This is a genomic window from Ferrovibrio sp., from assembly GCF_041906005.1.
Lineage (GTDB): Bacteria > Pseudomonadota > Alphaproteobacteria > Ferrovibrionales > Ferrovibrionaceae > Ferrovibrio.
Genome location: NZ_JAYRJY010000001.1, coordinates 2,281,500 through 2,305,594, shown reverse-complemented (window position 1 = coordinate 2,305,594; position 24,095 = coordinate 2,281,500). Strand labels below are relative to the sequence as shown.

Annotated in this window: 28 protein-coding genes; 10 read left to right on the top strand and 18 right to left on the bottom strand. The window is 65.1% G+C overall.

The genetic code is table 11. The annotated features are described in order from the left end of the window. The first annotated feature begins 79 nt into the window (after nt 1–79). The 3 genes from ACE3OO_RS11280 (at nt 80) to ACE3OO_RS11270 (ending at nt 3,082) form a co-directional block, all read left to right on the top strand. On the top strand, nt 80–994 hold the full coding sequence (locus tag ACE3OO_RS11280) for a helix-turn-helix domain-containing protein (protein ID WP_374302862.1): 915 nt from the start codon (nt 80–82) through the stop codon (nt 992–994). Between the two features lie 31 nt (nt 995–1,025). Continuing rightward, on the top strand, nt 1,026–2,126 hold the full coding sequence (gene dinB / locus ACE3OO_RS11275; RefSeq protein WP_374302860.1) for a DNA polymerase IV: 1,101 nt from the start codon (nt 1,026–1,028) through the stop codon (nt 2,124–2,126). A gap of 62 nt (nt 2,127–2,188) precedes the next feature. Then, on the top strand, nt 2,189–3,082 hold the full coding sequence (locus ACE3OO_RS11270) for a DMT family transporter (RefSeq protein WP_374302858.1): 894 nt from the start codon (nt 2,189–2,191) through the stop codon (nt 3,080–3,082). A 42-nt stretch (nt 3,083–3,124) separates the two neighbouring features. On the opposite strand, the gene ACE3OO_RS11265 is transcribed toward ACE3OO_RS11270, so the two are convergent. Then, a complete protein-coding gene (locus ACE3OO_RS11265; RefSeq protein WP_374302856.1) occupies nt 3,125–3,604 on the bottom strand; it encodes a hemerythrin domain-containing protein in 480 nt (159 codons plus the stop codon). A 263-nt stretch (nt 3,605–3,867) separates the two neighbouring features. Between ACE3OO_RS11265 and ACE3OO_RS11260 the strand changes: the two genes are divergently transcribed. Continuing rightward, nucleotides 3,868–4,545 carry a response regulator transcription factor gene (locus ACE3OO_RS11260; RefSeq protein ID WP_374302854.1) on the top strand — a complete coding sequence of 226 codons (678 nt, stop codon included), beginning with the start codon at nt 3,868–3,870 and terminating at the stop codon, nt 4,543–4,545. 1 nt (nt 4,546) lies between these two features. On the opposite strand, the gene ACE3OO_RS11255 is transcribed toward ACE3OO_RS11260, so the two are convergent. After that, complete coding sequence (locus tag ACE3OO_RS11255) at nt 4,547–5,767, bottom strand: CaiB/BaiF CoA transferase family protein (protein WP_374302852.1); 1,221 nt, start codon at nt 5,765–5,767, stop codon at nt 4,547–4,549. 34 nt (nt 5,768–5,801) lie between these two features. Next, complete coding sequence (locus tag ACE3OO_RS11250; protein WP_374302850.1) at nt 5,802–6,995, bottom strand: acyl-CoA dehydrogenase; 1,194 nt, start codon at nt 6,993–6,995, stop codon at nt 5,802–5,804. Nucleotides 6,996–7,132: 137 nt separating this feature from the next. On the opposite strand from ACE3OO_RS11250, the gene gcvA reads away from it, so the two are divergent. Continuing rightward, complete coding sequence (gene gcvA, locus ACE3OO_RS11245; protein ID WP_374302848.1) at nt 7,133–8,038, top strand: transcriptional regulator GcvA; 906 nt, start codon at nt 7,133–7,135, stop codon at nt 8,036–8,038. Here the strand turns inward: gcvA and ACE3OO_RS11240 are convergent. Further along, a complete protein-coding gene (locus ACE3OO_RS11240) occupies nt 8,031–9,041 on the bottom strand; it encodes an adenosine deaminase (protein WP_374302846.1) in 1,011 nt (336 codons plus the stop codon). The two genes, gcvA and ACE3OO_RS11240, sit on opposite strands and share 8 nt — an antisense overlap. A 101-nt stretch (nt 9,042–9,142) precedes the next feature. Between ACE3OO_RS11240 and ACE3OO_RS11235 the strand changes: the two genes are divergently transcribed. After that, nucleotides 9,143–9,715 (top strand): HdeD family acid-resistance protein, encoded by a 573-nt coding sequence (locus tag ACE3OO_RS11235; RefSeq protein WP_374302844.1) that lies wholly within the window; start codon nt 9,143–9,145, stop codon nt 9,713–9,715. Between the two features lie 12 nt (nt 9,716–9,727). On the opposite strand, the gene ACE3OO_RS11230 is transcribed toward ACE3OO_RS11235, so the two are convergent. The 3 genes from ACE3OO_RS11230 to ACE3OO_RS11220 are packed head-to-tail and all read right to left on the bottom strand — an operon-like array spanning nt 9,728 to nt 12,390. Then, nucleotides 9,728–11,224, bottom strand: coding sequence for an ATP-binding protein (locus tag ACE3OO_RS11230; protein ID WP_374302842.1), 1,497 nt, complete (start codon nt 11,222–11,224; stop codon nt 9,728–9,730). Beyond that, nucleotides 11,217–11,942, bottom strand: a complete 726-nt coding sequence (locus tag ACE3OO_RS11225; protein ID WP_374302840.1) for a response regulator transcription factor — start codon at nt 11,940–11,942, stop codon at nt 11,217–11,219. Before ACE3OO_RS11225 ends, ACE3OO_RS11230 begins: the two co-directional genes overlap by 8 nt. Then, nucleotides 11,926–12,390, bottom strand: coding sequence for a hypothetical protein (locus ACE3OO_RS11220; RefSeq protein WP_374302838.1), 465 nt, complete (start codon nt 12,388–12,390; stop codon nt 11,926–11,928). Before ACE3OO_RS11220 ends, ACE3OO_RS11225 begins: the two co-directional genes overlap by 17 nt. Nucleotides 12,391–12,747: 357 nt before the next feature. Between ACE3OO_RS11220 and ACE3OO_RS11215 the strand changes: the two genes are divergently transcribed. Genes ACE3OO_RS11215 through ACE3OO_RS11205 form a run of 3 tightly spaced genes read left to right on the top strand, consistent with a single transcriptional unit; the run spans nt 12,748 to nt 13,947 of the window. Next, the gene (locus ACE3OO_RS11215; RefSeq protein WP_374302836.1) at nt 12,748–13,005 is read left to right on the top strand and encodes a glycine zipper family protein; all 258 of its coding nucleotides are present in this window, start codon (nt 12,748–12,750) and stop codon (nt 13,003–13,005) included. A gap of 30 nt (nt 13,006–13,035) precedes the next feature. Further along, nucleotides 13,036–13,680 (top strand): hypothetical protein, encoded by a 645-nt coding sequence (locus ACE3OO_RS11210; RefSeq protein ID WP_374302834.1) that lies wholly within the window; start codon nt 13,036–13,038, stop codon nt 13,678–13,680. A gap of 60 nt (nt 13,681–13,740) precedes the next feature. After that, complete coding sequence (locus tag ACE3OO_RS11205) at nt 13,741–13,947, top strand: hypothetical protein (RefSeq protein ID WP_374302832.1); 207 nt, start codon at nt 13,741–13,743, stop codon at nt 13,945–13,947. Nucleotides 13,948–13,964: 17 nt separating this feature from the next. Here the strand turns inward: ACE3OO_RS11205 and phnE are convergent, their stop codons facing one another. From phnE to phnC, 3 genes are all read right to left on the bottom strand, one after another. Further along, nucleotides 13,965–14,774: a phosphonate ABC transporter, permease protein PhnE gene (gene phnE / locus ACE3OO_RS11200; protein ID WP_374302830.1), complete on the bottom strand. Its 810-nt coding sequence runs from the start codon at nt 14,772–14,774 to the stop codon at nt 13,965–13,967. Nucleotides 14,775–14,835: 61 nt separating this feature from the next. Next, complete coding sequence (gene phnD, locus ACE3OO_RS11195; RefSeq protein WP_374302828.1) at nt 14,836–15,813, bottom strand: phosphonate ABC transporter substrate-binding protein; 978 nt, start codon at nt 15,811–15,813, stop codon at nt 14,836–14,838. 42 nt (nt 15,814–15,855) lie between these two features. Continuing rightward, nucleotides 15,856–16,743, bottom strand: a complete 888-nt coding sequence (gene phnC, locus ACE3OO_RS11190) for a phosphonate ABC transporter ATP-binding protein (RefSeq protein WP_374302826.1) — start codon at nt 16,741–16,743, stop codon at nt 15,856–15,858. Between the two features lie 171 nt (nt 16,744–16,914). On the opposite strand from phnC, the gene ACE3OO_RS11185 reads away from it, so the two are divergent. After that, complete coding sequence (locus ACE3OO_RS11185) at nt 16,915–17,610, top strand: DUF1045 domain-containing protein (RefSeq protein WP_374302825.1); 696 nt, start codon at nt 16,915–16,917, stop codon at nt 17,608–17,610. Here the strand turns inward: ACE3OO_RS11185 and ACE3OO_RS11180 are convergent. Genes ACE3OO_RS11180 through ACE3OO_RS11145 form a run of 8 tightly spaced genes read right to left on the bottom strand, consistent with a single transcriptional unit; the run spans nt 17,607 to nt 24,095 of the window. Continuing rightward, nucleotides 17,607–18,260 (bottom strand): LysE family translocator, encoded by a 654-nt coding sequence (locus ACE3OO_RS11180; protein WP_374302823.1) that lies wholly within the window; start codon nt 18,258–18,260, stop codon nt 17,607–17,609. The two genes, ACE3OO_RS11185 and ACE3OO_RS11180, sit on opposite strands and share 4 nt — an antisense overlap. Nucleotides 18,261–18,301: 41 nt before the next feature. Further along, a complete protein-coding gene (gene phnN / locus ACE3OO_RS11175; protein WP_374302821.1) occupies nt 18,302–18,835 on the bottom strand; it encodes a phosphonate metabolism protein/1,5-bisphosphokinase (PRPP-forming) PhnN in 534 nt (177 codons plus the stop codon). A 25-nt stretch (nt 18,836–18,860) separates the two neighbouring features. Next, nucleotides 18,861–19,409 (bottom strand): phosphonate degradation HD-domain oxygenase, encoded by a 549-nt coding sequence (locus ACE3OO_RS11170; RefSeq protein WP_374302819.1) that lies wholly within the window; start codon nt 19,407–19,409, stop codon nt 18,861–18,863. A 17-nt stretch (nt 19,410–19,426) separates the two neighbouring features. Further along, nucleotides 19,427–20,575: an alpha-D-ribose 1-methylphosphonate 5-triphosphate diphosphatase gene (locus ACE3OO_RS11165; protein WP_374302817.1), complete on the bottom strand. Its 1,149-nt coding sequence runs from the start codon at nt 20,573–20,575 to the stop codon at nt 19,427–19,429. Then, the gene (gene phnL, locus ACE3OO_RS11160; protein ID WP_374302815.1) at nt 20,572–21,267 is read right to left on the bottom strand and encodes a phosphonate C-P lyase system protein PhnL; all 696 of its coding nucleotides are present in this window, start codon (nt 21,265–21,267) and stop codon (nt 20,572–20,574) included. The genes ACE3OO_RS11165 and phnL overlap by 4 nt, the downstream gene beginning before the upstream one ends. A gap of 7 nt (nt 21,268–21,274) precedes the next feature. After that, the gene (gene phnK / locus ACE3OO_RS11155; protein WP_374304684.1) at nt 21,275–22,042 is read right to left on the bottom strand and encodes a phosphonate C-P lyase system protein PhnK; all 768 of its coding nucleotides are present in this window, start codon (nt 22,040–22,042) and stop codon (nt 21,275–21,277) included. 20 nt (nt 22,043–22,062) lie between these two features. Then, nucleotides 22,063–22,980 carry an alpha-D-ribose 1-methylphosphonate 5-phosphate C-P-lyase PhnJ gene (locus tag ACE3OO_RS11150; protein ID WP_374302813.1) on the bottom strand — a complete coding sequence of 306 codons (918 nt, stop codon included), beginning with the start codon at nt 22,978–22,980 and terminating at the stop codon, nt 22,063–22,065. Further along, nucleotides 22,977–24,095 carry a carbon-phosphorus lyase complex subunit PhnI gene (locus tag ACE3OO_RS11145; protein WP_374302811.1) on the bottom strand — a complete coding sequence of 373 codons (1,119 nt, stop codon included), beginning with the start codon at nt 24,093–24,095 and terminating at the stop codon, nt 22,977–22,979. The genes ACE3OO_RS11150 and ACE3OO_RS11145 overlap by 4 nt, the downstream gene beginning before the upstream one ends.

The following is a 24,095-nucleotide window of genomic DNA, read 5'->3' as shown; positions in this document are numbered from 1 at the left end:
ATATCGCCGCGAGCTCCGATACAGGCCCAGAAAATGGAGCATGGGCCTTGCCATTCTCAATACACGGGAGCGATATTCGATGTCACTTTCTCAACACGGGTCCACCATGCACCGGCCCTATCTGGATCGCAGCCGCTATGTCCCGGGCGACGCCTCGTTGCATGTGGGCTTCCTGAATGTCGAACGGATTGCAGACCGGCGCCACATCCATGACTGGCGGGTGGATGCCCATTTCCATGAGGGCCTGGCGCAGCTTTTCTTCTTTGCCGCCGGCGAGGTGACAGGCCAGATCGACTACGAGAAGCGCCGCATCGCGTCGCCCGCGCTGATCTGGATGCCGGCCCTGGTGGGGCATGGATTCGACTATCCCAAAGACATGGTGGGCTGGGTCATCACCCTGCCTACGACCGATGTAGTCCGGCTGGCGCGGAAACTGCCGCAGGCCGAACCTTGGCTGGAGCGGACCGCCATGCTGACAGGTAACGATCTTGCACCACACACCTCCAGCCTGCGCCGAATCTTCGAGGAACTGGAAGCCGAAAGCCGCGGCAGCGCCGATGCGCGCGACATAGCCGTCGAAGCCCTGTTCAGCCTTATCATGGTGAAGATGCATCGCGGCTTCGCCCACATGGCTGCGACATCCAATGCCGCGCCGGATCGCCGCCGCGACCTGGTCCGCCGCTTCGAGGCCCTGGTAGACCGCGACCACGCCACCAATCGCCCCGTCAACGATTATGCGGCAGAATTGAACGTGACGCCCACCCATCTGGCCCGCACAGTCAAGGCGGTGACAGGGCGTTCGCCCGGCGACATCGTGCACGACCGATTGATTCTGGAGTCCCGCCGCCAGATCGCGTTCACCGACCAGCCGATTGCCGAGATTGCCTATCGCCTCAATTTTTCATCGCCATCCTATTTCAGCCGCTTTTTCGCCGGCCTGACCGGTGAAAACCCGACCGAGTTCCGGGCGCGCATTCGCCGCCAGGGCAACTGACTGAACACCGCGCCGCCGCGAATTGTCCAGCATGACCGATTCGCCCGCCACTCCCGTCCGCAAGGTCATCCATATCGACATGGATGCCTTCTATGCGTCCGTGGAGCAGCGCGACAATCCGGAGCTGCGCGGCAAACCCGTCGCCGTCGGCGGTTCGCGCGAGCGTGGCGTGGTGGCGGCCGCGAGCTACGAGGCGCGCAAGTTCGGCGTGCGCTCGGCCATGCCGTCAGTGACCGCCAAGCGCAAATGCCCCGAACTGATCTTCGTGAAGCCGCGCTTCGATGCCTATCGTGCCGTCTCGGCGCAGATTCGCGACATCTTTGCCGATTACACACCGTTGATCGAGCCGCTGTCGCTCGACGAGGCCTATCTTGACGTGACACAGAACCTGAAGGGCATCGCATCGGCGACTCAGATCGCCGAGGACATCCGCGCCCGCATCCGCGCCGAGACGCAGCTCACAGCCTCGGCCGGCGTGTCGTATAACAAGTTCCTGGCCAAGCTGGCCTCCGACCACAACAAGCCCGATGGCCTGTTCGTGATCACCCCCCGCATGGGGCCCGGTTTCGTGGAAAGCCTGCCGGTGGGCCGGTTCCACGGCATCGGCCCGGCCACGGCGGCGAAGATGAACCGCCTTGGCATCGAGACCGGCGCCGATCTGCGCGAACGCTCGCTGCCGTTCCTGCAGCAGCATTTCGGCAAGGCGGGGCATTTCTATTACTGGATTTCACGCGGCGTGGACGAACGCCCGGTGCGCCCCGACCGCATCCGCAAATCCGTGGGCGCGGAAGACACCTTCGCGGCCGACCTCTTCACCCTGGAAGACGCGCAGGCGGAAGTGGCAAAAGTGGGCGAGAAGGTCTGGCGCTATTGCGAAAAGCACAGCATCCGCGGCCGCACCGTGACACTGAAGGTGAAATACGCCGATTTCCAGCAGATCACGCGCAGCCGCACGCAGCATGTTCCAGTCACCGGCGCGGCCGACCTGCTGGGCATCGCCAACGACCTGCTGGCTGGCGTGTTTCCCACGCCAAAAGGCATCCGCCTGCTGGGCGTCACCCTCTCGTCGCTGGAGGAACCGGCCCGCGAGGATGGCGGCGACGATACCCAGCAGCTCAAACTCACGCTCTAGGCGCGGCATCCGCCTTTGCTATAGTCGATCCGATCCGTCTCCCGCAGCGCCATAGACCAAGCATGCAGCATTCCCGCCTCGATGGCCTTGCCATCGGCCTCATGACCATCCTGTGCCTGAGCTGGGGCGTCCAGCAGGTGGTGATCAAGATGACCGCCGATGTCGTCTCGCCTCTGCTGCAGGCCGGCCTGCGCTCGACCGGCGCGGCCCTGCTGGTCTGGCTGTGGATGGTCTGGCGCCGCATCCCGCTCTGGCAGCGCGACGGCAGCCTGTGGCCGGGCCTGGGCGCCGGGCTTTTGTTCGGCACCGAATTCGGCCTGCTGTTTTACGGTCTCACGCTCACCACGGCCTCGCGTGCCGCCATCCTGCTCTACACCGCGCCATTCTGGGTGGCTCTGGGTTCGCATCTGCTGATCCCCGGCGAACGCATCGGCCGGCTGCAATGGCTCGGCCTGGCACTGGCTTTCCTGGGCGTGGTACTGACCTTCGCCGGCCGACTGAGCACACCACAACCTTCTGAAATGCTGGGTGATGGCCTGATGGTAACGGCCGCCATCCTGTGGGCGGCCACCACGTTGCTGATCAAGGCATCGAAACTGCGCATGGTCAGCCCGTACAAGACACTGCTGTACCAACTTGCCGTTTCCGGGCCGATGCTGCTGCTGGCCGCCGTGGGGAGCGGCGAAAGCCTCGCCATCCCGGCCACGGGCTTCGTGATTGGCTCGCTGGCCTTCCAGACCGTGGCGGTGGCCGCGGTGAGCTATCTCGCCTGGTTCTGGATGATGACCCGTTATCCTGTCTCGCGGCTGTCGGCCTTTTCATTCCTCACGCCGGTTTTCGGCGTGGCCGGCGGCGCCCTCTATCTGGGTGAACCGCTGTCGCCGGCGCTGCTGGGCGCCTTGGCCCTGGTGGCCTTCGGCATCTGGCTGGTGAATGCCCCGCGGGCGCGGTCCTGACGGCGGCGCCGGCACGCCAGGACCGCATCTCCGGTACCCGTTCTAGGCTGCACTGCGCGACGATTTGGCGGATGACGCCGCGCTGTCCTTGGCCGCCAGGAAGGCTTGCGCCATCTTTTCCCGCGCTGCCGCGTCGAAATGTTTTTCCAGCAGATCGAAGGCCTCACCCTGCTCTTCCTCCACATGGTGCTCCAGCAATTCCTTCAGCACCATGGCATGGGCGCCCCAGGACGGGCTTGTGGTGGCACTGGAACGCGTCAGCTTTTCGAACAGGTAGTCCACCAGGCTGTGCTCGACATAGCCTTCATGGCCCATCTTCACGGCCTCGTCGTCATCCTTGCAGCCTTTCAGAGCCTCGTAGACGGCAGCCTCCTCCGCGCGGGAATGCAGCGTCAGCGCGTCCTTGAGCTGATGGAAAATCTCACGCCGCGCCTTGGCGTCTTCCTCCTCCCGGCAAAGCCGGTCGGCTAGGGTAAGGGCTTCGTCGTGTTCCTGGCGCAGCAGATCGGTAATCTCTGGCATGGGGTTTCCTTTCCTGGCTGGTCGCTGGTCGCCGCCCGGCCTGCCGGAGTGGCGACCGGAACAGCGATACATGCCAAACATCCCGTAGCGACAGATGTTCCCACCGATCCACAACCGGCAAACCGGCAAATGGATTACAAACCTGTAATTCCCAGGAATCCGGCCGCAAACAGATAAAAATCCGGTAACGTAGCAGTACGTCTACATTACTTCCGCCGCGACCTGGCGTAAGACCCCGTCAGGAAAAACGGGGACGCGACGTTATGCCGACCGGCGAATACATCCTGATTGTCGAAGACTCAGCCTCTATGCGGCAGACCATGCGCGGCATACTGGAAGCCGCGGGCCACCGTGTCGGCGAGGCCGCCGATGGCGACGCGGCGCTGGCCGCGCTGGAAAGCCAAGCGGCGCAACTGATGCTGCTTGACCTCAGCATGCCGAAAATGCGTGGCGAGGATGTGCTGGCCGCCGTGCGCAAGCGTTCGCGCGTGCCGATCATCGTCGTCTCGGGCGAGGAAGACCGCAATGCCAAGGTCGAGGCCTTGTCCAACGGCGCCGACGACTACATCACCAAACCGTTTGACGTGGCTGAACTGCTTGCCCGGGTGCGCGCCGTACTGCGCCGCGCCAACCCGGCCAACAATCGCGACGAACTGGGCGATTTCCGCATCGACCGCAGCCGCGCCCAGATCTGGCACAAGGGCAACGCCATCCGCCTGACCGCGATGGAAAACCGTCTGGTCGGCCTGCTGTTCGACTATGCGGGGCAGATCGTGTTGTTCAACGACATCACGCGCGAACTATGGCAGCGCGATGATGAACAGTCGCGCGCCACTTTGCGCGTGCTGATCTGGCGCCTGCGCCAGAAGCTGGAAGACAATCCCGACCAGCCCAAACGCCTGGTGACCGAGGAAAATCTCGGCTACCGCCTGAAGCTTTAGGTCAGATCGCCTTGGCCTTACGCAGGCTCTCGAGCTTCGCCTCGTCGAAGCCGAGCATATCCTTCAGCACAGCGTCGGTATGCTCGCCCAGCAAAGGCGGGCCGCGGTCGTAAGCCACCGGCGAGTCCGACAGGCGCAGCGGGCTGGCCACACTGGGCACTTCACCCTGCTGGCTATGCGGAACGGTCTTCTGCAGGCCGCGCGCCTGCACATGGGGATCGGCGAACACCTTGTCCACGGTATTGATCGGACCGCAGGGCACGGCGCGTTTTTCCAGCGCGGCGATCAGGTCGGCCATGCTGCGCTTGCTGGTTTCCGCCTCGATGGCAGCCACCACCAAGGCGCGGTTGTTCAGACGCTCGATATTGCTGGCGAAGCGCGGATCCTGCATCCATTCGGGATGGCCCAGCTCCTCGGCCAGTTTGGCGAACTGGCCGTCATTGCCGACCGCGATGATGACGTGGCCGTCAGACGTCGGGAAACTCTGATAGGGCACGATGGCGGCATGGCCGTTGCCCATGCGCACCGGCGCCTGGCCGGAAACGAGGTAATACAGCGCCTGGTTCGCCAGCGTGGCGACCGACACATCCAGCAGGGCCATGTCGATATACTGCCCCCGGCCGGAGCGGTGGCGCTGGTTCAGCGCGCCGAGGATGGCGATGGTGGCATACAGGCCGGTCATCACGTCGACCAGCGCCACGCCGGCCTTCTGCGGGCCGCCGCCGGGCAGGTCGTCCTTCTCGCCGGTCACGCTCATCAGCCCGCCCATGCCCTGGATCAGGAAATCGTAGCCCGCGCGTGGCGCATAGGGCCCGGTCTGGCCGAAACCGGTGATCGAGCAGTAGACCAGGCGGGGATTGATCTTCGACAGGCTGTCGTAATCCAGGCCGTATTTCTTCAACCCGCCCAGCTTGTAATTCTCCACCACAACATCCGCCTTGGCCGCGAGGTCGCGCAGGATCTGCTGACCTTCCTTGGTGGCCATGTCGACGGTGATGGAGCGCTTGCCGCGATTGGCCGCCAGGTAATAGGCCGCATCGGCCCGCGCGCCGGTTTTCGGGTCTTTCAGGAAGATCGGACCCCAGGTACGGGTATCGTCACCCGCACCGGGTTTCTCGACCTTGATCACGGTGGCGCCGAGATCGGCCAGGTTCTGGGTACACCACGGCCCGGCCAGCACACGGCTGAGATCGAGCACAACGATATCGTCCAGCGCGCGCATCCCGGCGCCTCCGTTCAACGGGCTGAGATCAGGCTCAGTAGAAGGCCTGGATGCCGGTCTGGGCCCGGCCGAGGATCAGCGCATGAACGTCATGCGTGCCCTCGTAGGTGTTCACCGTCTCCAGATTCACCAGGTGGCGCATCACATGATAATCCTCATGGATGCCGTTGCCGCCATGCATGTCGCGCGCCATGCGGGCGATTTCCAGTGCCTTGCCGCAGTTATTGCGCTTGATCAGCGAGATCATCTCCGGCGCCGCCTGGCCCTGGTCGCGCAGGCGGCCGACGCGCAGGGCGGCATTCAGGCCCAGTGCGATCTCGGTCTGCATGTTGGCCAGCTTGAGCTGGATGATCTGGTTGGCCGCCAGCGGGCGGTTGAACTGTTTGCGGTCCAGCACATACTGGCGCGCCTGGTGCCAGCAGGCTTCGGCCGCACCCATGGCGCCCCAGGCGATGCCATAGCGCGCGCTGTTCAGGCAGCCGAACGGGCCCTTCAGGCCCTGCACGTTCGGCAGCAGGTTTTCATCGGGCACGAACACGCTGTCCATGACGATTTCGCCGGTGATCGAAGCGCGCAGGCTGAGCTTGCCGTGGATCTTGGGCGCCGAGAGGCCCTTCATGCCCTTTTCCAGCACGAAGCCGCGGATCACGCCGTCCTCGGTCTTGGCCCAGACCACGAACACGTCGGCGATCGGCGAGTTGGAAATCCACATCTTGGCGCCGGTCAGCTCATAACCGCCGGCCACCTTCTTGGCGCGGGTCTTCATGCTGCCCGGATCGGAGCCGTGGTCGGGTTCGGTCAGGCCGAAGCAGCCGATCCATTCGCCCGAGGCCAGCTTGGGCAGATACTTCTCGCGCTGGGCTTCGTTGCCATAGGCATAGATCGGATACATCACCAGGCTGGACTGCACGCTCATCATCGAGCGGTAGCCGGAATCGACCGCCTCGACCTCGCGGGCCACCAGGCCATAGGCGACATAGGAAGCGCCAGCGCAGCCATAACCCTCGATCATCGAACCCAGCAGGCCCAGTTCGCCCATCTCGCGGAAGATCGCCGGATCGGTCTTTTCCTCGCGGAAGGCTTCCTTCACGCGCGGCAACAGCTTGTTCTGGCAGTATTCGCGGGCGGTATCGCGGATCAGGCGCTCGTCCTCGGTCAGCTCGGCTTCCAGGTTGAAGGGGTCTTCCCACTTGAAAACGGGCTTGGCGGCGGGGGCTTGCGCGTTCATGGCGATATCCTCGGACGGATGGTTTTGGTTCTGTTGAAGGGGGAGATAGCCCCTTGGTCTGGCCCGGCAAGCTGTCAGACCGGCGATTGGCAGGCAAACGAATTCTCGCTATTACTTGATGATCGGAGGTTATTATCTTGGCCCTGTCGCGTCGTTTCCTGCCCCCGCTGTCCGCCCTGATGGCTTTCGAGGCCGCAGCCCGGCATGAAAGCTTCACGGCCGCCGCCAAGGAACTGAATGTCAGCCAGGCGGCGATCAGCCGCCGTGTGCAGCTTTTGGAAGACATTCTCGGCCTCACGCTGTTCGAACGCATCCGCCAGCGCGTGGTGCTGACCCCGGCCGGGGCCGCCTATGCCCGCGAACTGCAGGAAGCTCTGGGCCGCATCGGCACCGCCACGGTGAACACCATGGCCGCGCGCGGCGGCAATGCCACGCTGAACATTGCCACCCTGCCCACCTTCGGCACACGCTGGCTGATCCCGCGCCTGCCCGATTTCGCCGCCAAGCATCCGCAGATCACCATCAACCTGCCGACCCGCATCGAAAGCTTCGACTTCGCCGCCGAGCCGCTGGATGCCGCGATCTCGTTCGGCGATCCGGTCTGGCCCGGCGCCGTGGTCGACAAGCTGATCGAGGAAGACCTGATCCCGGTGCTGTCGAAAAAGCTGCTGGCGGGCCAGCGCATCAAAAAGCCGGAAGACCTGTTCAAGATTCCGCTGATCCAGCAATCGACCCGCCCTTCGGCCTGGGCCGACTGGTTCGCGCTGGTGGGCGTGGCCTGCCCGCCGGTGCCACTGGGGCCGCGTTACGGCCAGTTCGCCATGGTGGTGCAGGCGGCCGTGGTGGGCCTGGGTGCGGCCATCGTGCCGCGTTTCCTGGTCGAGCCCGAACTGGCCGATGGCAGCTTGGTGGCGCCATTTCCGGAACTGCTGCACAGCAAACAGGCCTATTGCCTGTTTTATCCAGAAGCCCGCCGCAACGATCCGGCATTGCGCGCTTTCCGCGACTGGCTGGTCGGCGCGGTGAAGGCGAAAGTCAGCTAGCGCAATAGGCCTGCAGGGCGGCGAGATGGCGCTGCTTCGTCGCATCGTCCAGGAAGGCGGCGCGGAAGCCGTTGCCGGCCAGCGTGACGATCTCGTCACGGCTTAGATCCAGCGCCTGCTGCACGGCGAGATAATTCTCGGTCACATAGCCGCCGAAATAGGCCGGATCGTCGGAATTCAGCGTCGCCACCAGGCCGGCCTGCAGCATGCGGCGCAGCGGATGCTGCTTCATGTCGCGCACGACGCAGAGCTTGAGGTTGGACAGCGGACAGACGGTAAGCGGCATCTTCTCGACCGCCAGCCGCGCGGTGAGTCTTTCATCCTCAAGCGCGCGGTTGCCATGATCGATCCGCTCGACCTTCAGCAGATCGAGCGCTTCCCACACATAGTCCGGCGGGCCTTCCTCGCCGGCATGGGCCACGGCATGCAAGCCGAGCGCCCGTGCCCTGGCAAAAACGCGCTGGAACTTCGCCGGCGGATGGCCCTTCTCCGATGAATCGAGGCCGACGCCGATGAAGCGGTCGCGCCACGGCAGCGCCTCTTCCAGTGTTTTCAGGGCGCTCTCCTCGTCGAGGTGGCGCAGGAAACACAGGATCAGGCTGGCGCTCAGGCCCAGTTCGCGCCGTGCGTCATTCAGGGCGCGCGTCAGGCCATCGATCACCGTTTTGAACGCCACGCCCCGGTCGGTATGGCCCTGCGGATCGAAAAAGATTTCCGCATGCCGCACATTCTGCTTCGCTGCCCGGCGCAGATACGCCATGGCGAGGTCGTAGAAATCCTGCTCGGTCTGCAGCACGCCCATGCCCTGGTAATACAGGTCGAGGAAATCCTGCAGGCTGCCGAAGCGATAGGCGGCGCGCAGCTCGTCCACCGTGGCATAGCGGAAAGGCAGGCTGTTGCGCTGGGCCAGCGCATACATCAGTTCGGGCTCGAAACTGCCCTCGATATGGATATGCAGTTCGGCCTTGGGCAGGCCGCTGATGAAGGCGAACAGATCGGTCATGGTCTGAACCTAGCGCGCCGCGCCGCAGGCGACAATCGCGGCGGCGGCCATTATAGTATGCAGGCGTTATAGTATTGCCGGATCGACAGACGAGGATTGCGATGGTTGAACGCATGCCGCCGGGCAGTTTCGCCCCGATGCCACGCCGCCTGTGGTGGCTGATCGTGCTGCGCGGCATCGCCGCCCTGCTGTTCGGCCTGATCGCGATCTTCTGGCCCGGCATCAGCCTGACCGTGCTGGTAATCATCTTCGGCGCCTATGCCCTGGTGGACGGCACCATCACCCTGATGCTGGCCCTGCGCCGCGACAGCGCCGATCCGGCGCGTGGCTTCCAGCTCCTCACCGGCATCAGCAGCCTGCTGCTCGGCCTGCTCTGCGTGCTATGGCCGGAAGCGGCCGTCACGCTGCTGATCTATCTGGTTGCGGCCTGGATCATCCTGTTCGGCATCATGGCTCTCGCCGGCAGCCTGCGCATGCGCCGCCAGGTCGGTCCCGACTGGCCGATCAGCAAAGGCGGCATCCTGCTGATCATCATCGGTCTGCTGCTGCTGTTCTTCCCCAGCGCCGTTGCGCTGGCCGCAACCTGGGTGATCGGCATCGCTGCGTTGCTGCTGGGTGGGGGATTGCTGGTCTTTGCCTGGCGCCGCCAGCAGCAGGACAATCTGACACTCTAACCAAGCGCCACTCTAGTCGAGCGGCAGGCTGAGCGTGACGATGAAGCCGCCGCCGGGGCGGTTCGCCGCCTCGATGGCGCCGCCGACCGCTTCCATGTTGCGCTTGGCGACCCAGAGGCCGAGGCCGAAATTGGGTAGCCTGTCATCGTGCCGGCCATCGTCGCGGAACGAGGCATGGCGCTGGAAGATATGTGGCAGCAGGGCCGGTTCCACGCCCGGCCCGGTATCGGCCACCACGATCAGCACGCGCCGCGTGCCGCGATGCAGCGTCACCGTCACCACACTGCCCGCGGGCGCATAGCTGAGCGCATTCTCGATCACCTGATCCAGCGCGGCGGCGATCAGGCGCCCACCCATGGGCGCCGAAGCCTCGCTGCCGGCCGCCACGCGCAGCGTGACGTTCCGCGCAGCGGCATCGCCGGCATGGGCATCCACCACATCCTCGATCAGGGCGTTCAGCTCGACATGCTCGCGCGGCGGATCGAGCCGGTCGGCCACGGCATCGTCCAGATTGCGCGCCGCCCGCACCAGGCCATCCAGCCTCTCCAAGGCGCCGTCGATCGCCTGCAATGCCTGCTGGCTGCGCTGATCTTCCGGCGCCACGCGACCACGCAGCGGCACCAAGGCCTGGCGGATCGTGCCCAGCGGCGTCTTGAAGGCATGCGCGCTTTCCTCCGCCGCCAGGCGCAATTCGCTGGCCGTGGCGCGCAGGCCGTCTTCCATGCGGTCGAAAGCGCGCGCCACGCCTTCCAGTTCCGGAATGCGGTTGCGCTGAACGAAACGGCCTTCGATGCGGCGTTCGGCCACCGCACGCGCCGTGGCGGCGAAACGCCGCAGGCCGCGAGCCAAGTCGAAGGCGATCAGCAGCACGATGACGGCGAAGATCAGATAGATCGCCGCCGCGACCTGCACCTCCGGCGCCTGCCAATAGGGCTTGCCCAGGCGCTGCTCCGCCGGCGCCGCCAGATCGCTGGAGATCACCAGCGCCCAGCAGCCGCGCGCCGTGCGCACCGGCGTGATCGAGGTGATCAGCTCGGCCTGGCCGTCGGCACGATCCACCCGCAGGGCCAGCGGCAGGTCGCCGCTGCAGGTCGCCTCCAGTTGCGCCAGCACGCCGGCTTCGTCCAGATGGCGGCGTTCGTAGTCCAGATCGGCCGGCATCACGGCCGGCGCCGAGGCCACATACAGGAAGCCCGCATCCGCCGGTCCGTCATGCGGCCGGAACAGCAGGCGCAGGCTGACGCCTTCGGTCTGGAACCGGGCCAGTTCCTCGCCCAGGCGGAACAGCGGAATCTGGTCGGCGCGCTGCAGGCGTTCTTCCAGCACGCGGCCGACCGTGAGGCCCTTCACGCGGATGCTTTCCAGCAACAGCCGCTGGCGATCCAGATCCGCCTGCCGGAAGGTGACGTAAAGAATGGCCGGCAAGGCGATGAAAAGTACAAGAACGATGAGGCCGCGGAAGGTCAGCGAGCGCCAGATGCGAAGTGGCTTGCGTCCCGTATCAGGCATGGCGCCAGCGATACCCAAAGCCGGGATAAGTTTCGATGGCGTCGAACTCCGCGTCGATGTCGCGGAATTTCTGCCGGATGCGCTTCACCATGGCGCGCACATTGGCACGATAACCATCCGGCCCCTGCCCGGCCTCGAAGCCGACGCCGCGCACCACATCGTAAATCTCGCGATAGCCGACATCGCGACCGATCCGCTGCGCCAGCAGTTGCACCACCTTGAATTCACCGTGGGTCAGATCGACCTGCACGCCGTTCCAGGTCACGCGGGCGCTGGCCACATCCAGCAGCAGGCCGCCGCTGCCCACCGGCATCGCGGCATCGCCGGCCGACGGCGTCTTGGCGCTGAGCGCGATGCGCAGGCGCTGCAGGATGATGGCAAAACTTTTTGCCTTGTCGACGAAATCGACGGCACCGAGCTTGAGGCCCTTTTCCTCGAAGATCGGCTGGTTCAGGCCGGTGAGGAAAATCACCGGGATGGCATGGCCGGCGGCACGCAACTGTTCCAGCGTGGCCGGACCGTCGAGTTCGGGCATCTGCCAGTCCAGCAGCATGGCGGCGGCACGGTTGCCCTGCGCGAACCAGTCCAGCGCAGCGGCACCGCCGTCGAAGGCAACGACGCGATAACCGGCCTCGCTTAAATTGGCCGATACGGTATCGCGGAACAGCGTGTCGTCGTCGACGACCGCGACCAGCAATGTCTCAGCGCCGTTCGGCATCGCGAGCGATCCTTGCCAGGCATTGGTCGGCAGCGCCGCCGTTGGGGGCGGCCCCATTGGGAACGGCGCCGTTCACCTCGTATTGCAAAGCGTAGAAATCGTTCCGCGCCGTGTCGAAATACAGATAGACCACCAGCCGGCAATCGCCACCGCCAAATTCCAGCACCCGCGCCGGCGGCGCCTCGCGCTCCTGCACCGGGCCGCCGAAATGATGCTGCAATCCTTCGCGGTTGAGGCCGATGACATTGGGCAGTCGCGGTGGTTCGGACTGCGGGGCCGGCTGCGCAACGGCAGACGGCTTGCGCGTCGGCCGTGGTGGTGGGCGTGTCGGACGCCCCGCATCGGGATCTGGCTGCGGTTCGCTCACCGGCGGCACCGGCGGCGGCGCGGCCGGTTGCGGCCGGGTCAGGAAGGTGTCGCAGCCCGCCAGCATGAGCGACAGCGTCATGAGCGGAACCACAGCAAAAATCGGACGGGTGCGAATCGACATAGGCGCGACGATACGCAAGCCGAAGGAAGGGGGGAAGCCATCAAAGATCGTGATTTGGGAATTCTCTCAAACAACTACAAGCATAGCCGATGTAAACACAATAGTAATTCCTGAGATAAACCTGTGACATAACCGGGATATACTTGTGACTGGCAGAACAAACTCGGGTTTGCCTCAAATATTCATTGCTGATTACTTCGGAATTGCCAATCCTCCGTCTCGAGCACGGCCCTCCCGGCCTTCCCAGACTTCCCTGCCGGCTTCGTCTCAGCCGCATCGTCCGCCGGGACCGTTCTCGCAACGAAGGAGGTATCCATGATCAATCATTCGACCGCCCCACGGATCGCGACCCGGCTTTCGGCCCTCGCCCTGGTTGGCCTGGTCGCCGCCGGCTGCAATGGCATGAACGACCAGCAGCAGCGGGCTCTTTCCGGCGGCGCCCTGGGCGCGGCAGGTGGCGCCGTGATCGGCGCCGTAACCGGCAGTACGGTGACCGGCGCGCTGATCGGCGCGGCGGCCGGCACGGCCGGCGGCCTGCTCTATCACGAGTCGGAAAAGAACAAGAAGAAGTAGCGTTTTCACGGTTTAGCGGAGCGGCGCGTCATGCCTGCCTCAACCCCGCGATGGAGCACCCCCTCCATCGTCGCGCCGTGGCCAAGTCGTCGACCCACCCTCGGCCTGGCCGCTGCCATCGTCGCCTCGGTGTTATCCGGGGCGGCGATGGCCGATCCGCTAATTCACAATTCCTCGATGACCGGCCCTGCCATGCCGGGACAAACCAAGCCAAGCGGCATGTTGCGGGCCCCCAGCGCGGCTCCCTATGCCGTCTATGCTGCCGGCTACGGCATCGATCGCGGCACCTGCGACCGCCATCTGATCGCCCGCGACATGGCAAAGCGCCAGATCACGGATCTCGTGGCAATGGCAACGGCGGACACGTTATCCGCACCGATGAAAGGCGGTGCGCTGACCCGCGACATGGATCCCATCGATCTGGGTTGCGTCGGCCGCGTGCTGGAATACGCGCCCGACCGGCAGATCATCCGCTGGTATGGCGCCGACCGCATCGATCGGAACGGTATCGGCCAGGATGGCCCGGCCTATGCGCTCACGCCGCTGGCCACCTTCGAACGCAACGGGCAGTTCTGCCGCGACTACCGCGCCATCGCCAGCCGCGACGGCAAGGACCAGCAGAGCTATGGAACCGCCTGCCGCCGGGCCGATGGCCTGTGGCAGGCCAGCGAATAAAAACCGCCGCAGGATTATGCCGCGCGAAGCGTATTCAGACTCATCGCAATGGAGGGATCCATGCTGACCAACACATTGCTGCTCTACATGACCCAGGAAGCCCTGACCAAGGTGCGCGCCAAGGCGCGTGACCACTTCGGCACCGCCAGCCGGGATGAGGACGCCATCCCAGACAATGTCGTGCCGGTGCAGTTCAGCCGCCGCCGCGCCACCTACTGGCGCGCCGACAAGATCGAGCAGCACCGGCAGGCGGCCCTGCGCAACTGATCTGCGCAACTGAAGATTCAGATCAGCAGCTTGCGGATCCGCGCCGAGATCAGGTCGACCGCGCTGACCAGCAGGATGATCATGAGCATCACCGCGCAGGTCTGGGCGAACTGGAAGCCGCGGATCACTTCCCACAGCACCACGCCGATGCCGCCGGCCCCCACCATGCCGACCACCGAAGCCGAGCGCAGGTTCGACTCGAAACGGTATAGCGAATACGAGACCCAAAGCGGCATCACCTGCGGGATCACGCCGTAGACGATCTCCTCCAGCGCATTGGCGCCGGTGGCGCGGATGCCTTCCACCGGCTGCGGGTCGATGGCCTCAACGGCTTCGGAAAACAGCTTGGCCAGGATGCCGGTGGTATGCACGAACAACGCCAGTGCGCCGGCAAACGGCCCCAGCCCCACCGCCACCACGAACAGCATGGCGAAAACCATCTCGTTGATGGCGCGGCAGGCATCCATAAGGCGACGCACCGGCTGGTGAATCCAGGGCGGCGTGATATTGGCCGAGGCCAGCAGGCCGAACGGCACCGCAAACACCACAGCCAGCAGCGTGCCCCAGATGGCGATGTGGAGCGTGACGATCAGTTCGTCGAGGTAATACCGCCACTCGGTGAAATCGGGCGGAAAGAAATCACCGATGAAGGTGACCATGTTGCCGGCATCGCTGAACAGCTTCTGGGGGGCGATTTCCGCTCCCCGGTATGACCAGATCACCATCGCCGCGATCAGGCCATAGACCAGCATGCGGCCGAGCGAGGCTTTCATGCCCGGCTTCGGCGGATGGATCGGGAGTTCGCGGATGATGGCAGCGTTCGACATGGCCGGCCCCTTGGCAAAGATGGGCGGGGCGGCCGGTCGGTCGCCCCGCTTGCAGCAATGGTTACGAACCCATCTGCTTGGTGAGATCGGCCAGCTTGGCCTCGATCTCGGCGATCTTCTTGGCCTTCTCGTCAGCGGCCATGTTGGTATCGGCTTCCAGTTTCAGCTTGTCGCGGAACAGGCCAAGCTGACGGATCGGCAGCAGCTGCTTGTTCGACGATTCCCTGAACGGTGCCCATTGCAGGGCGGCGAGCACCTTCTTTTCGTCTTCGCTCTTGGTGCCGTAGCCGAGGAAGAAGGACTTGATCTTCTTCTTGTCGGCGTCCGACAGGTCCTTGCGCCACACGATCGGATCCGACGGGATCAGCGGCGACTTCCAGATCGCCTTCACCTCGGCGGCCTTGGCCGGCTGGGTCTTCTGCAGGCGATCCATGTTCTCGGTGTTGTTGGTGGCGACATCCACCTGCTTGTTGGCCACGGCCAGCGCGTTGGTCTCGTGGTTGGCCGTCACCACGCGGGTGAAATGCTTGCGGATGTCGATATTGTTCTGCGCCCAGGCGTAATAGCTCGGCACCAGGAAGCCCGAGGTCGAGTTCGGATCGCCGTTGCCGAAGGAATACTTGCCCGGCGCCTTGACCAGGTCCTGGATCGAGTTCAGCGGGCTGTCCTTGTGCACTAGCAGCAGCGACCAGTAGCCCGGCGAGCCATCGGCCGAAACCGACTGCACGAAGACCTCGCCATCGGCGCGGTCGACGGCCTGGATGGCCGAGGCATTGCCGTACCAGGCGATCTGCACCTTGTTGAAGCGCATGCCCTCGATGATGCCGGCGTAATCAGGCGCGAAGAAGGCATTCACCTTCATGCCGATCTGCTTTTCCATGTCGGCCAGGAAGGGCTGCCAGATGGTCTTCAGGTTCGAGCTCGACTCGGTCGAGATGATACCGAAATTCAGCTCCTTGAGGTCGGCGGCCTGGGCGCCGCCGGCAGCGGCAAGCGCAACGGCCGCGACGGCGGCTTTCAGCATGGTACGGCGCAGCATGGTAAATCTCCCGGTTGGTTGGAACTGCGGAACGATGAAAAGTCAGGCCAGGGCCGGCAGCATGCGCGGCACGGCGCGCGAGGCGGCAGCCGACGTGCCTTCCGGTGCCACGTTGTTGTCGGCCGCTTCCGGCCGGGCATCGGCTTCCAGGCTGCCGAAATCGAGATCGGTATTGTTGCCGTAGATGCCACGCAGCAACGCGGTGGTGACGGCGGAAGCCTCGCCATCGAACATCACCTTGCCGTCGCGCAGCGCGATCACGCGGCGGCAGTATTTCAATGCGAAATCCACCTGATGCAGCGAGACCACGACGGTGACGCCATCGGCTTCGTTAATGCCGGCCAGCGCCTCCATCACCTTGCGCGAGGATTCGGGGTCCAGCGAGGCGATCGGTTCGTCGGCCAGGATGATTTTCGCCTGCTGCACCAGGGCGCGGGCGATGGCGGCGCGCTGCTGCTGGCCGCCCGACAGCGTGGAGGCACGCTGGAATGAGCACTGCGCAATACCGACGCGCTCCAATGCGGTTACGGCGACGCGGCGCTGATCGTCGGTGAAACGGCGCAACAGGCTGCGCCACAGCGGCATGCGGCCCAGGTTGCCGGCCAGTACGTTGGTGATCACCTGCAGGCGGCCGACCAGATTGAACTGCTGGAACACGAAACCGATGCCGGCGCGGGTTTCGCTGATGCCCCGGCCAAGCCGCCCCTGCGCCTGCACCATGCGCCCATCCACCACCACCTGGGCATGCGGGTCGCGGTCGCCCACGGTCAGGCCGGCGACATGGCGCAGCAGGGTGGATTTGCCCGAACCCGAGGCGCCGATCAGCGCCACCATTTCGCCGGGCTGGATGGTGAGGGTAATATTGTCGAGTGCCCGCTTGCCGGTCCGGAAGGTTTTCGATAGATGGGCAATCTCGATGGCGGCGCGCATGCGCTTCCCCTCTTTGCGGTCGGTGTCGTCGCGATCAAGGGGCGCTATAGCAATGCCATATGACAGTTCGATTGCGGTTCGGCGACGGCGGGGTGAAATCGCCGGCTGTTTGACGGGCCGTTAACTTACCCACAAGACCCTTCGCTGATTTGTCTAGGGATTTAACTCCGCATGGCGCCCCGTTTCGCTCTGTATGCCGCTCCGCCGGCCGATCATCCGCTGCATGATTTCGCCGCGCGCTGGCTCGGCTGGGATCCCGAAAGCGGCGAATCGCCGGCCGCACAGCCGGCCGCCGGTTTGAGCGCGGCACGCATCGCCGAGATCACCGCCGAACCGCGCCGCTACGGTTTCCACGGCACGCTGAAACCGCCATTCCGCCTGAAGGACGGCAACGACGAGGCGATGCTGATCATGGCGCTGGAAACATTCGCCGCCGCCCATGCCCCCGTGCGTCTGCCCACCTTGCAGGCGGCGGCTTTGGGCAGTTTCATCGCTCTGCGGCCATCGACACCCTGCCCGGAGATCGACGCGCTGGCAGGTGCCTGCGTGAAAGCCTTCGATGCTTTCCGCGCGCCGCCGTCAGAGGCCGAACTGGTCCGCCGCCGCCAGGCAGGCCTGACGCCGCGCCAGGACGCCAATCTGGCGCAATGGGGCTATCCCTATGTGTTCGAGGACTTTCGCCTGCATTTCACGCTGACCGGTCGCATCCACGACGCGGCCGAACGCGACGCCGTGCAGGCATATCTGACGACGCAGACGGCGCCGCTGCTGCGCCGGGATTTCACGGTGAATGAAATCTGCCTGTTCGTGCAGATGGACAGCACCGCGCCCTTCCGCGTCGCCGGGCGTTATCGCCTTATGGGCTAGCCGCGCACGCTCTCGACGATCAGGCGGATTCCCAGCAGCGCCATCACGCCGCCGGCGGCGCGATCAATCCAGTGCTTGGCGTTCAGGTACAGGGCGCGCGGCCGGCCGGCGGAAAATGCCACCGCCACCAGCGCATACCAGCCGCATTCCACCACGAACACCGCCGGCACCAGCAAGGCGGCGAGCCAGACGGATGGCTGCGCCGGCATCAGGGCCGCGAAGATGCCGGCATAGACCACGGCGGTCTTCGGATTGGACAACTGGGTGAGCAGGCCAACAGAAAAGGCGCGCAGCGGGCCGCGCTCCGCCGAGCCATTGGTGGCGTCGCCATCGCCTGAGACCGTCAGTGGCTGTTTCGCGCCGCGCCACAGCCGGAAGGCCAGCCAGCACAGATACAGCCCGCCGGCGAGCTTGAGTCCCAGATAGAGCCAGCCCACCTGCGCCAGCAGGGTGATCAAACCGAGCAGGGCGAAGCCCGCGAACACCGCGCCGCCGATGCCCATGCCGAAGGCGGCGGCCAGACCAGCCGGACGGCCGGCGGCAATCGCCGTGCGCGCCACCAGCACGAAACTGGGACCGGGGCTGGCCGCACCCAAGGCAATGGCAACGGTGATGCTGAACAGGGGAAGCAGGATATCCAGATTGTCCATGGGCGGCGACTCCAGCGAGAGATGGCCGCCAGTATGCCGGATCAGACCGGCTTTTGCAGCAGGGCGAGGAAGGCCTGCACGGTGTCGGCCAGTGCGCCGTCGTTATTGAGGATGACCACGTCGTCGCCCTGCAGCCTGAAGGCGGCGGCGCGGCCGAGGCGCTCTTCTATTTCGGCGGGGCTTTCGCGGCCGCGCTGCTCCAGCCGGCGCCGCAGCACCTCGGGCGAGGCCGTGATGCCGATCACCAGCAGGCCGGGGTATTTGCGCCGCGCCTCGTCGATGCTGCCGCGCGAGACATTCACCACCACCTGCCGGCCGGCGGCCAGATCGCCATCGATGCTTTTCGGAATGCCGTAATGCAGGCCATGGGCCGGCCAGTGCAGCGCGAAGCCGCCGCGCTGGGCCTGGGCAGCGAAATCGGACTCTGTGGCCGGGATGTAATCCTCGCCGCCCAGGCCCGGCGCGCGCGTCACCACGCGGCGCGGGAATACCACATCGGGATTATCTTTCAGGGCTGCGCGGGCGCCGTCCAGCACGCTGTCCTTGCCGACCCCACTGGGACCGACGACAAGCACAAGACGGCCACCTCTGCCCATATCTTCAGGCAGCCTTCAGCGCGGCTTCGATGATCGGGCGGTAATGTGCCAGATCGGGGGTCTTGAGCCGCGGCGACTTGGCGGCATCGTCCCAGCGGCGCAGGTTCACGGCATCCGCCGCGAAAGGCCGCGCCATGAAGCCGGCGGCCTCGGCCTCGCCGTAGATGCCGCCCTGCACCTCCAGGCTGGTTTTCGAGGCGGGCGACAGGCCGGCCCAGTAGGCAGGCTCGGCCCGGCAGAGATACCGCTTGGCATCCACATGCAACCGCACCGGCTCGACCACCGCATCGGGAAAATAGCGACCCAGCCATTCGGCCGCGACATCCTCGTGGCGGGCATCGACGCCCTGCTCGGCCAGGCCCTCGTCGCCCGCACCGACAAGATGGCCGATATCATGCAGCAGGGCCGCCGTGATCAGCTCCGGAGTCGAGCCCATGCGTTCGGCATGCATGGCACATTGCAGCGCATGTTCGAGCTGGCTGACGGCTTCCATGCCGTAGCGCTCGGCGCCGGCCTGTTCCAGCAGGGTGATGATCTGGTCGACGATCTGCATGGCGATACCTTTCGAGCTTACATCACGCGCTGGCCGGCGCGCCAGACCGCGCGCACCACCGGCGTATCGTCGATCAGGCTGACACGCAGCAGGTCGGCGCGCTTGCCCGGTTCGATCACGCCGCGATCGGTCAGGCCAATCGATTCGGCCGGATTGGTCGCCGCCATCGCCACGGCCTTGGGCAGGTCGATGCCTGGCACCTGCCTGGGCAGCAGGAATACTGACTGGATCATACTGCTGGGCACGTAATCCGACGAGATGATGTCGAGATGGCCGCGCTCGGCCAGGCTGCGGGCCGAGATATTGCCCGAATGCGAGCCGCCGCGCACAAGGTTGGGGCCACCCATCATCACATGCATGCCATGCTGGCGCGACAACTCGGCCGCTTCAAACGTGGTGGGGAATTCCGCCACCACCATGCCGTCGCTGGCCGCCTCGGCCACATGGTCGGGCGTGGCGTCGTCATGGCTGGCCAGCGGCAGGCCCTTGGCGCGGCACAGCTCGACCAGGGCACGGCGATTCTTCGCGCCATGGGCCTCGGCCGCCGCGATCTGGGTCGCCATGAAGGCGTCCATTTGCTCGTCGGTCATGCCGAACTTGCCCTGGTAGTATTCGCGATACTTCTCGGGCTTGACGAACTGGCGCTGACCGGGTGTGTGATCCATCACCGAAACCAGCTTGAGCCAGCTCAAATGCGACATTGGCTCGATCAGATCCATCAGCGACCCGAACGACACCTCACAGCGCAGATGCAGCAAATGCTCGGCACGCAGCATGCCTTCCTTCTGGCTGGCTTCGATGGCGGCGATCATGTCGCGCAGGATTTCCATGCGCACCGAACCGTCGCGCACATCGCCCACGGCGATGGCATCCAGCACGGTGGTGATGCCGGCGGCGGCCACCTGGGCATCGTGGCTGATCACCGCCAGCTTGCCAGGCCAGCGCACGCCGGGGCGCGGAGCGAAATGTTTCTCCAGATTGTCGGTATGCAGTTCGACCAGGCCGGGCAGCAGGTAATCGCCGCCGAAATCGATGGCATTCGCCACAGGCAGGCGGCCGGTATCGATATCAGCGATCACACCGTCGCGCACCTGCAGGCTGCCGACGGGGATTTCGGCGTCGCGGCCGACGATACGGGCATTGGTGATGACCAGTTCAGGACTCATGCCGCAACTCCATGGGCTTGCAACGGCAACAGACGGGTGGTGATCGCGGCGCGGGTTTCCGCATCATGCACGATGGCGACGATGGCGGTGCCGCGCCGACGCGCATCATCGATCAGATTTATGACAATTTTGCGATTCTGCTCGTCCAGGGAGGCTGTCGGCTCGTCCAGCAGCAGGATCGGGTAGTCAGCCGCGAAACCGCGGGCGATGTTGATGCGCTGCTGCTCGCCGCCCGAGAAGGTGGAGGGCGGCAGACTCCACATCTTCTCGGCGATCTGCAGGCGGGTGAGCAGCTCGGCCGCCCGCTCCCGTGCCTGGGCATCGGCCACGCCGCGCGCCAGCAAAGGCTCGGCCACGATATCCAGCGTCGAGACGCGCGGGATCACGCGCAGGAACTGCGTCACGTAACCCAGGCTGCGGCGCCGGATCTCCAGCACCGTGCGCGGCGCGGCGCTGACGATATCCACCAGATCGCCATCATGGCGGATCAGGATGCGGCCGTGCTGCGGCCGGTAATTGCCGTAGATCGAGCGAAGCAAGGTCGATTTGCCGGCGCCCGAGGGGCCGTGCAGGGTGACGCATTCGCCGGCCGCGACGGTCAAAGACGTGCCGCGCAGCACCGGCAGGGCCACGCCGCCACGCAGATGCAGGGTGAAAGTCTTGTCGAGATTTTCGACGCGGATCATATCCATGGCGGCCTCACACGCTGAGCACGGACGAGACCAGCAGTTGCGTATAGGCATGCTGCGGATCGTCGAGCAACTGGTCGGTCAGGCCGGCCTCAACCACCTGGCCGCGCCGCATCACCATCAGGCGATGCGCCAGCAGGCGGGCGACGCCCAGATCGTGGGTCACCACGATCACCGCCACATTGTATTCCTGCACCAGGCGGCGCAGCAGATCGAGCAGACGGGCCTGCACCGAGACATCCAGTCCGCCGGTCGGCTCGTCCATCAGCACGATACGCGGGCGGGTCACCAGGTTGCGGGCGATCTGCAGGCGCTGCTGCATGCCGCCCGAAAAGGTGCGCGGCAGATCGTCGACGCGTTCGGGCGGGATTTCCACCGCCTGCATCCAGTCCAGCGCGGTTTCGCGCAGAGAGCCGTAATGCTTCTGACCCAGGGCCATCAGGCGCTCGCCGATATTGGCGCCAGCCGAGAAATCCATGCGCAGGCCGTCGCGGGCATGCTGCTGCACGAAGCCCCATTCGGTGCGCATCAGCTGGCGGCGCTGGGATTCCGGCGCGGCGGCCAGGTCGACGATCCGCTCGTCAGCCGTGCGATAGAGCACGCGGCCCGAATCGATGCCGACACGGCCGGCAATGGCATTGAGCAGGGTGGACTTGCCCGAACCGGACTCGCCTACGATGCCCAGCACTTCGCCGGGCCAGAGTTCGAACGTCACGTCGCGACAGGCCGCCTGGCGGCCAAAGCTCTTGTTCAGCCCCTCGATGCTGAGCAACGGCATCTCGGTCACCTGCGTCCCGGTCATTCCGCAGCCTCCTTATAAGGGGCGGCCATGTGGCCGCGATGGCCGGCCGCCTGGCGCTCGCCGCAATAGTCGGTATCCGAACAGACGAACATGCGCCCACCCTTGTCGTCGAGGATCACCTCGTCGAGGAAACTGTCATGCGATCCGCACAACGCGCAGGCTTCCGGCCAGCGTTCGATCTCGAAGGGATGGTCGTCGAAATCCAGCGGCTTGACGTCGGTATAAGGCGGCACGGCATAGATGCGCTTCTCACGGCCGGCACCGAACAGCTGCAGGGCGGCATTCATGTGCAGCTTGGGCGTGTCGAATTTCGGGATCGGCGAGCAGCGCATCATGTAACGGCCATTCACCAGCACCGGATAATCGTAGGTGGTCGAGATATGGCCGTGCTGCGAGATGTCCTCATACAGCTTCACATGCATCACACCGTATTCCGACAGCGCGTGCATCTTGCGCGTCTCGGTCTCGCGCGGTTCCAGCCAGCGCAAAGGCTCGGGGATCGGCACCTGATAGACCAGGATCTGGCCTTCCTGCAGCGGCGTTTCCGGCACGCGGTGGCGCGTCTGGATCAGCGTCGCCTCCCGCGTCTTCTCGGTGGTGGCCACGTTGGTCATGCGCACGAAGAAGCGGCGGATCGACACGGCATTGGTGGTGTCGTCGGCGCCCTGGTCGATCACCTTCAGCACATCGTTGCCGCCGATCACCGCAGCCGTCACCTGCATGCCGCCGGTGCCCCAGCCATAGGGCAGCGGCATCTCGCGGCTGCCGAACGGGACCTGATAACCCGGGATCGCCACGGCCTTGAGGATGGCGCGGCGGATCATGCGCTTGGTCTGTTCGTCCAGGAAGGCGAAGTTATAACCCGCCAGCGGCGCCTGCGCCGCGCTGGCGGCGTAATCCTGCTGCAGGTTCATTGCGCGGCCTCCTCGAATTCGGCTTGCGGTGCGCCGGCACCGGCTTCGGCAGCCTCGATCTCGGCCCGCATCATGCGCACCAGCGTCAACTCCGACTGGAAATCCACGTGATGCGGCAGTTTCAGATGCTGCACAAAACCCGAGGCTTCCACATTGTCGGCGTGATAGAGCACGAATTCGGCATCCTGCGCCGGCGCGGTCAGGTCCTCGCCCAGCTCCTGCGCGCGCAGGCTGCGGTCGACCAGCGACATCGCCATCGCCTTGCGCTCGGCATAGCCGAAAGCCAGGCCATAACCGCGGGTGAATTTCGGCTTTTCGCTTTTCGAGCCCTTGAACTGGTTGATCATCTGGCATTCCGTCACCGTGATATCGGCGATATCGACCACCAGGCCCAGTTCTGGGATTTCGATCTCGACGCTCACTTCGCCCGAGCGAATTTCGCCCACGAAGGGATGCGACTTGGCGTAACCGCGCTGGGTGGAATAGCCCAAAGCAAGCAGATAGCCTTCATCGGCGCGGGCCAGGTTCTGCAGCCGCACATCGCGGCCGGCCGGAAACATCAGCGGCTCGCGCGTCAGATCGCCCACTGGCGCATCATCGGCATCGGGCGTTTCCTGTTCGATCAGGCCCTCGGCGTTCAGCAGGTCGACCACCTGCGGCAACTCGGCGGCCAGTTCGCCGCGCGCCGCCATGTCCGGTGCCTCGCCATTGGCCAGCAGGCTGAAATCCAGCAGGCGATGGGTGTAGTCGAAGGTGGGGCCGAGCAATTGCCCGCCCGGCAGATCCTTGAAGCAGGAGGAGATGCGGCGCGACACCTGCATCTTCGCCGTGTCGATGGGCAGCGAGACCGCCAGGCGCGGCAAGGTCGTGCGATAGGCGCGCAGCAGGAAGATGGCTTCCACCTGGTCGCCGCGCGCCTGCTTCAGCGCCAGCGCGGCCAGTTCGGGATCGTAGACCGAGCCTTCGGTCATCACGCGGTCGACGCCGAGGGAAAGCTGCTCACGGATCTGGTCCACGCTCAGCTCAGGCACAGCCGCAGCGCCGCGGCGATCTTCCGCCAGCAACGCATGGGCATTTTCGATGGCGGTTTCGCCACCTTTCACGGCCACATACAT

Excerpts from the sequence above, each read along its gene's own strand:
- ACE3OO_RS11280 (WP_374302862.1), top strand. The coding sequence starts at position 80 with ATGTCACTTTCTCAACACGGGTCCACCATGCACCGGCCCTATCTGGAT.
- dinB (WP_374302860.1), top strand. The coding sequence starts at position 1,026 with ATGACCGATTCGCCCGCCACTCCCGTCCGCAAGGTCATCCATATCGAC.
- ACE3OO_RS11270 (WP_374302858.1), top strand. The coding sequence starts at position 2,189 with ATGCAGCATTCCCGCCTCGATGGCCTTGCCATCGGCCTCATGACCATC.
- ACE3OO_RS11265 (WP_374302856.1), bottom strand. The coding sequence starts at position 3,604 with ATGCCAGAGATTACCGATCTGCTGCGCCAGGAACACGACGAAGCCCTT.
- ACE3OO_RS11260 (WP_374302854.1), top strand. The coding sequence starts at position 3,868 with ATGCCGACCGGCGAATACATCCTGATTGTCGAAGACTCAGCCTCTATG.
- ACE3OO_RS11255 (WP_374302852.1), bottom strand. The coding sequence starts at position 5,767 with ATGCGCGCGCTGGACGATATCGTTGTGCTCGATCTCAGCCGTGTGCTG.
- ACE3OO_RS11250 (WP_374302850.1), bottom strand. The coding sequence starts at position 6,995 with ATGAACGCGCAAGCCCCCGCCGCCAAGCCCGTTTTCAAGTGGGAAGAC.
- ACE3OO_RS11240 (WP_374302846.1), bottom strand. The coding sequence starts at position 9,041 with ATGACCGATCTGTTCGCCTTCATCAGCGGCCTGCCCAAGGCCGAACTG.
- ACE3OO_RS11235 (WP_374302844.1), top strand. The coding sequence starts at position 9,143 with ATGGTTGAACGCATGCCGCCGGGCAGTTTCGCCCCGATGCCACGCCGC.
- ACE3OO_RS11230 (WP_374302842.1), bottom strand. The coding sequence starts at position 11,224 with ATGCCTGATACGGGACGCAAGCCACTTCGCATCTGGCGCTCGCTGACC.
- ACE3OO_RS11225 (WP_374302840.1), bottom strand. The coding sequence starts at position 11,942 with ATGCCGAACGGCGCTGAGACATTGCTGGTCGCGGTCGTCGACGACGAC.
- ACE3OO_RS11220 (WP_374302838.1), bottom strand. The coding sequence starts at position 12,390 with ATGACGCTGTCGCTCATGCTGGCGGGCTGCGACACCTTCCTGACCCGG.
- ACE3OO_RS11215 (WP_374302836.1), top strand. The coding sequence starts at position 12,748 with ATGATCAATCATTCGACCGCCCCACGGATCGCGACCCGGCTTTCGGCC.
- ACE3OO_RS11210 (WP_374302834.1), top strand. The coding sequence starts at position 13,036 with ATGCCTGCCTCAACCCCGCGATGGAGCACCCCCTCCATCGTCGCGCCG.
- ACE3OO_RS11205 (WP_374302832.1), top strand. The coding sequence starts at position 13,741 with ATGCTGACCAACACATTGCTGCTCTACATGACCCAGGAAGCCCTGACC.
- phnE (WP_374302830.1), bottom strand. The coding sequence starts at position 14,774 with ATGTCGAACGCTGCCATCATCCGCGAACTCCCGATCCATCCGCCGAAG.
- phnD (WP_374302828.1), bottom strand. The coding sequence starts at position 15,813 with ATGCTGCGCCGTACCATGCTGAAAGCCGCCGTCGCGGCCGTTGCGCTT.
- phnC (WP_374302826.1), bottom strand. The coding sequence starts at position 16,743 with ATGCGCGCCGCCATCGAGATTGCCCATCTATCGAAAACCTTCCGGACC.
- ACE3OO_RS11185 (WP_374302825.1), top strand. The coding sequence starts at position 16,915 with ATGGCGCCCCGTTTCGCTCTGTATGCCGCTCCGCCGGCCGATCATCCG.
- ACE3OO_RS11180 (WP_374302823.1), bottom strand. The coding sequence starts at position 18,260 with ATGGACAATCTGGATATCCTGCTTCCCCTGTTCAGCATCACCGTTGCC.
- ACE3OO_RS11170 (WP_374302819.1), bottom strand. The coding sequence starts at position 19,409 with ATGCAGATCGTCGACCAGATCATCACCCTGCTGGAACAGGCCGGCGCC.
- ACE3OO_RS11165 (WP_374302817.1), bottom strand. The coding sequence starts at position 20,575 with ATGAGTCCTGAACTGGTCATCACCAATGCCCGTATCGTCGGCCGCGAC.
- phnL (WP_374302815.1), bottom strand. The coding sequence starts at position 21,267 with ATGGATATGATCCGCGTCGAAAATCTCGACAAGACTTTCACCCTGCAT.
- phnK (WP_374304684.1), bottom strand. The coding sequence starts at position 22,042 with ATGCCGTTGCTCAGCATCGAGGGGCTGAACAAGAGCTTTGGCCGCCAG.
- ACE3OO_RS11150 (WP_374302813.1), bottom strand. The coding sequence starts at position 22,980 with ATGAACCTGCAGCAGGATTACGCCGCCAGCGCGGCGCAGGCGCCGCTG.
- ACE3OO_RS11145 (WP_374302811.1), bottom strand. The coding sequence starts at position 24,095 with ATGTATGTGGCCGTGAAAGGTGGCGAAACCGCCATCGAAAATGCCCAT.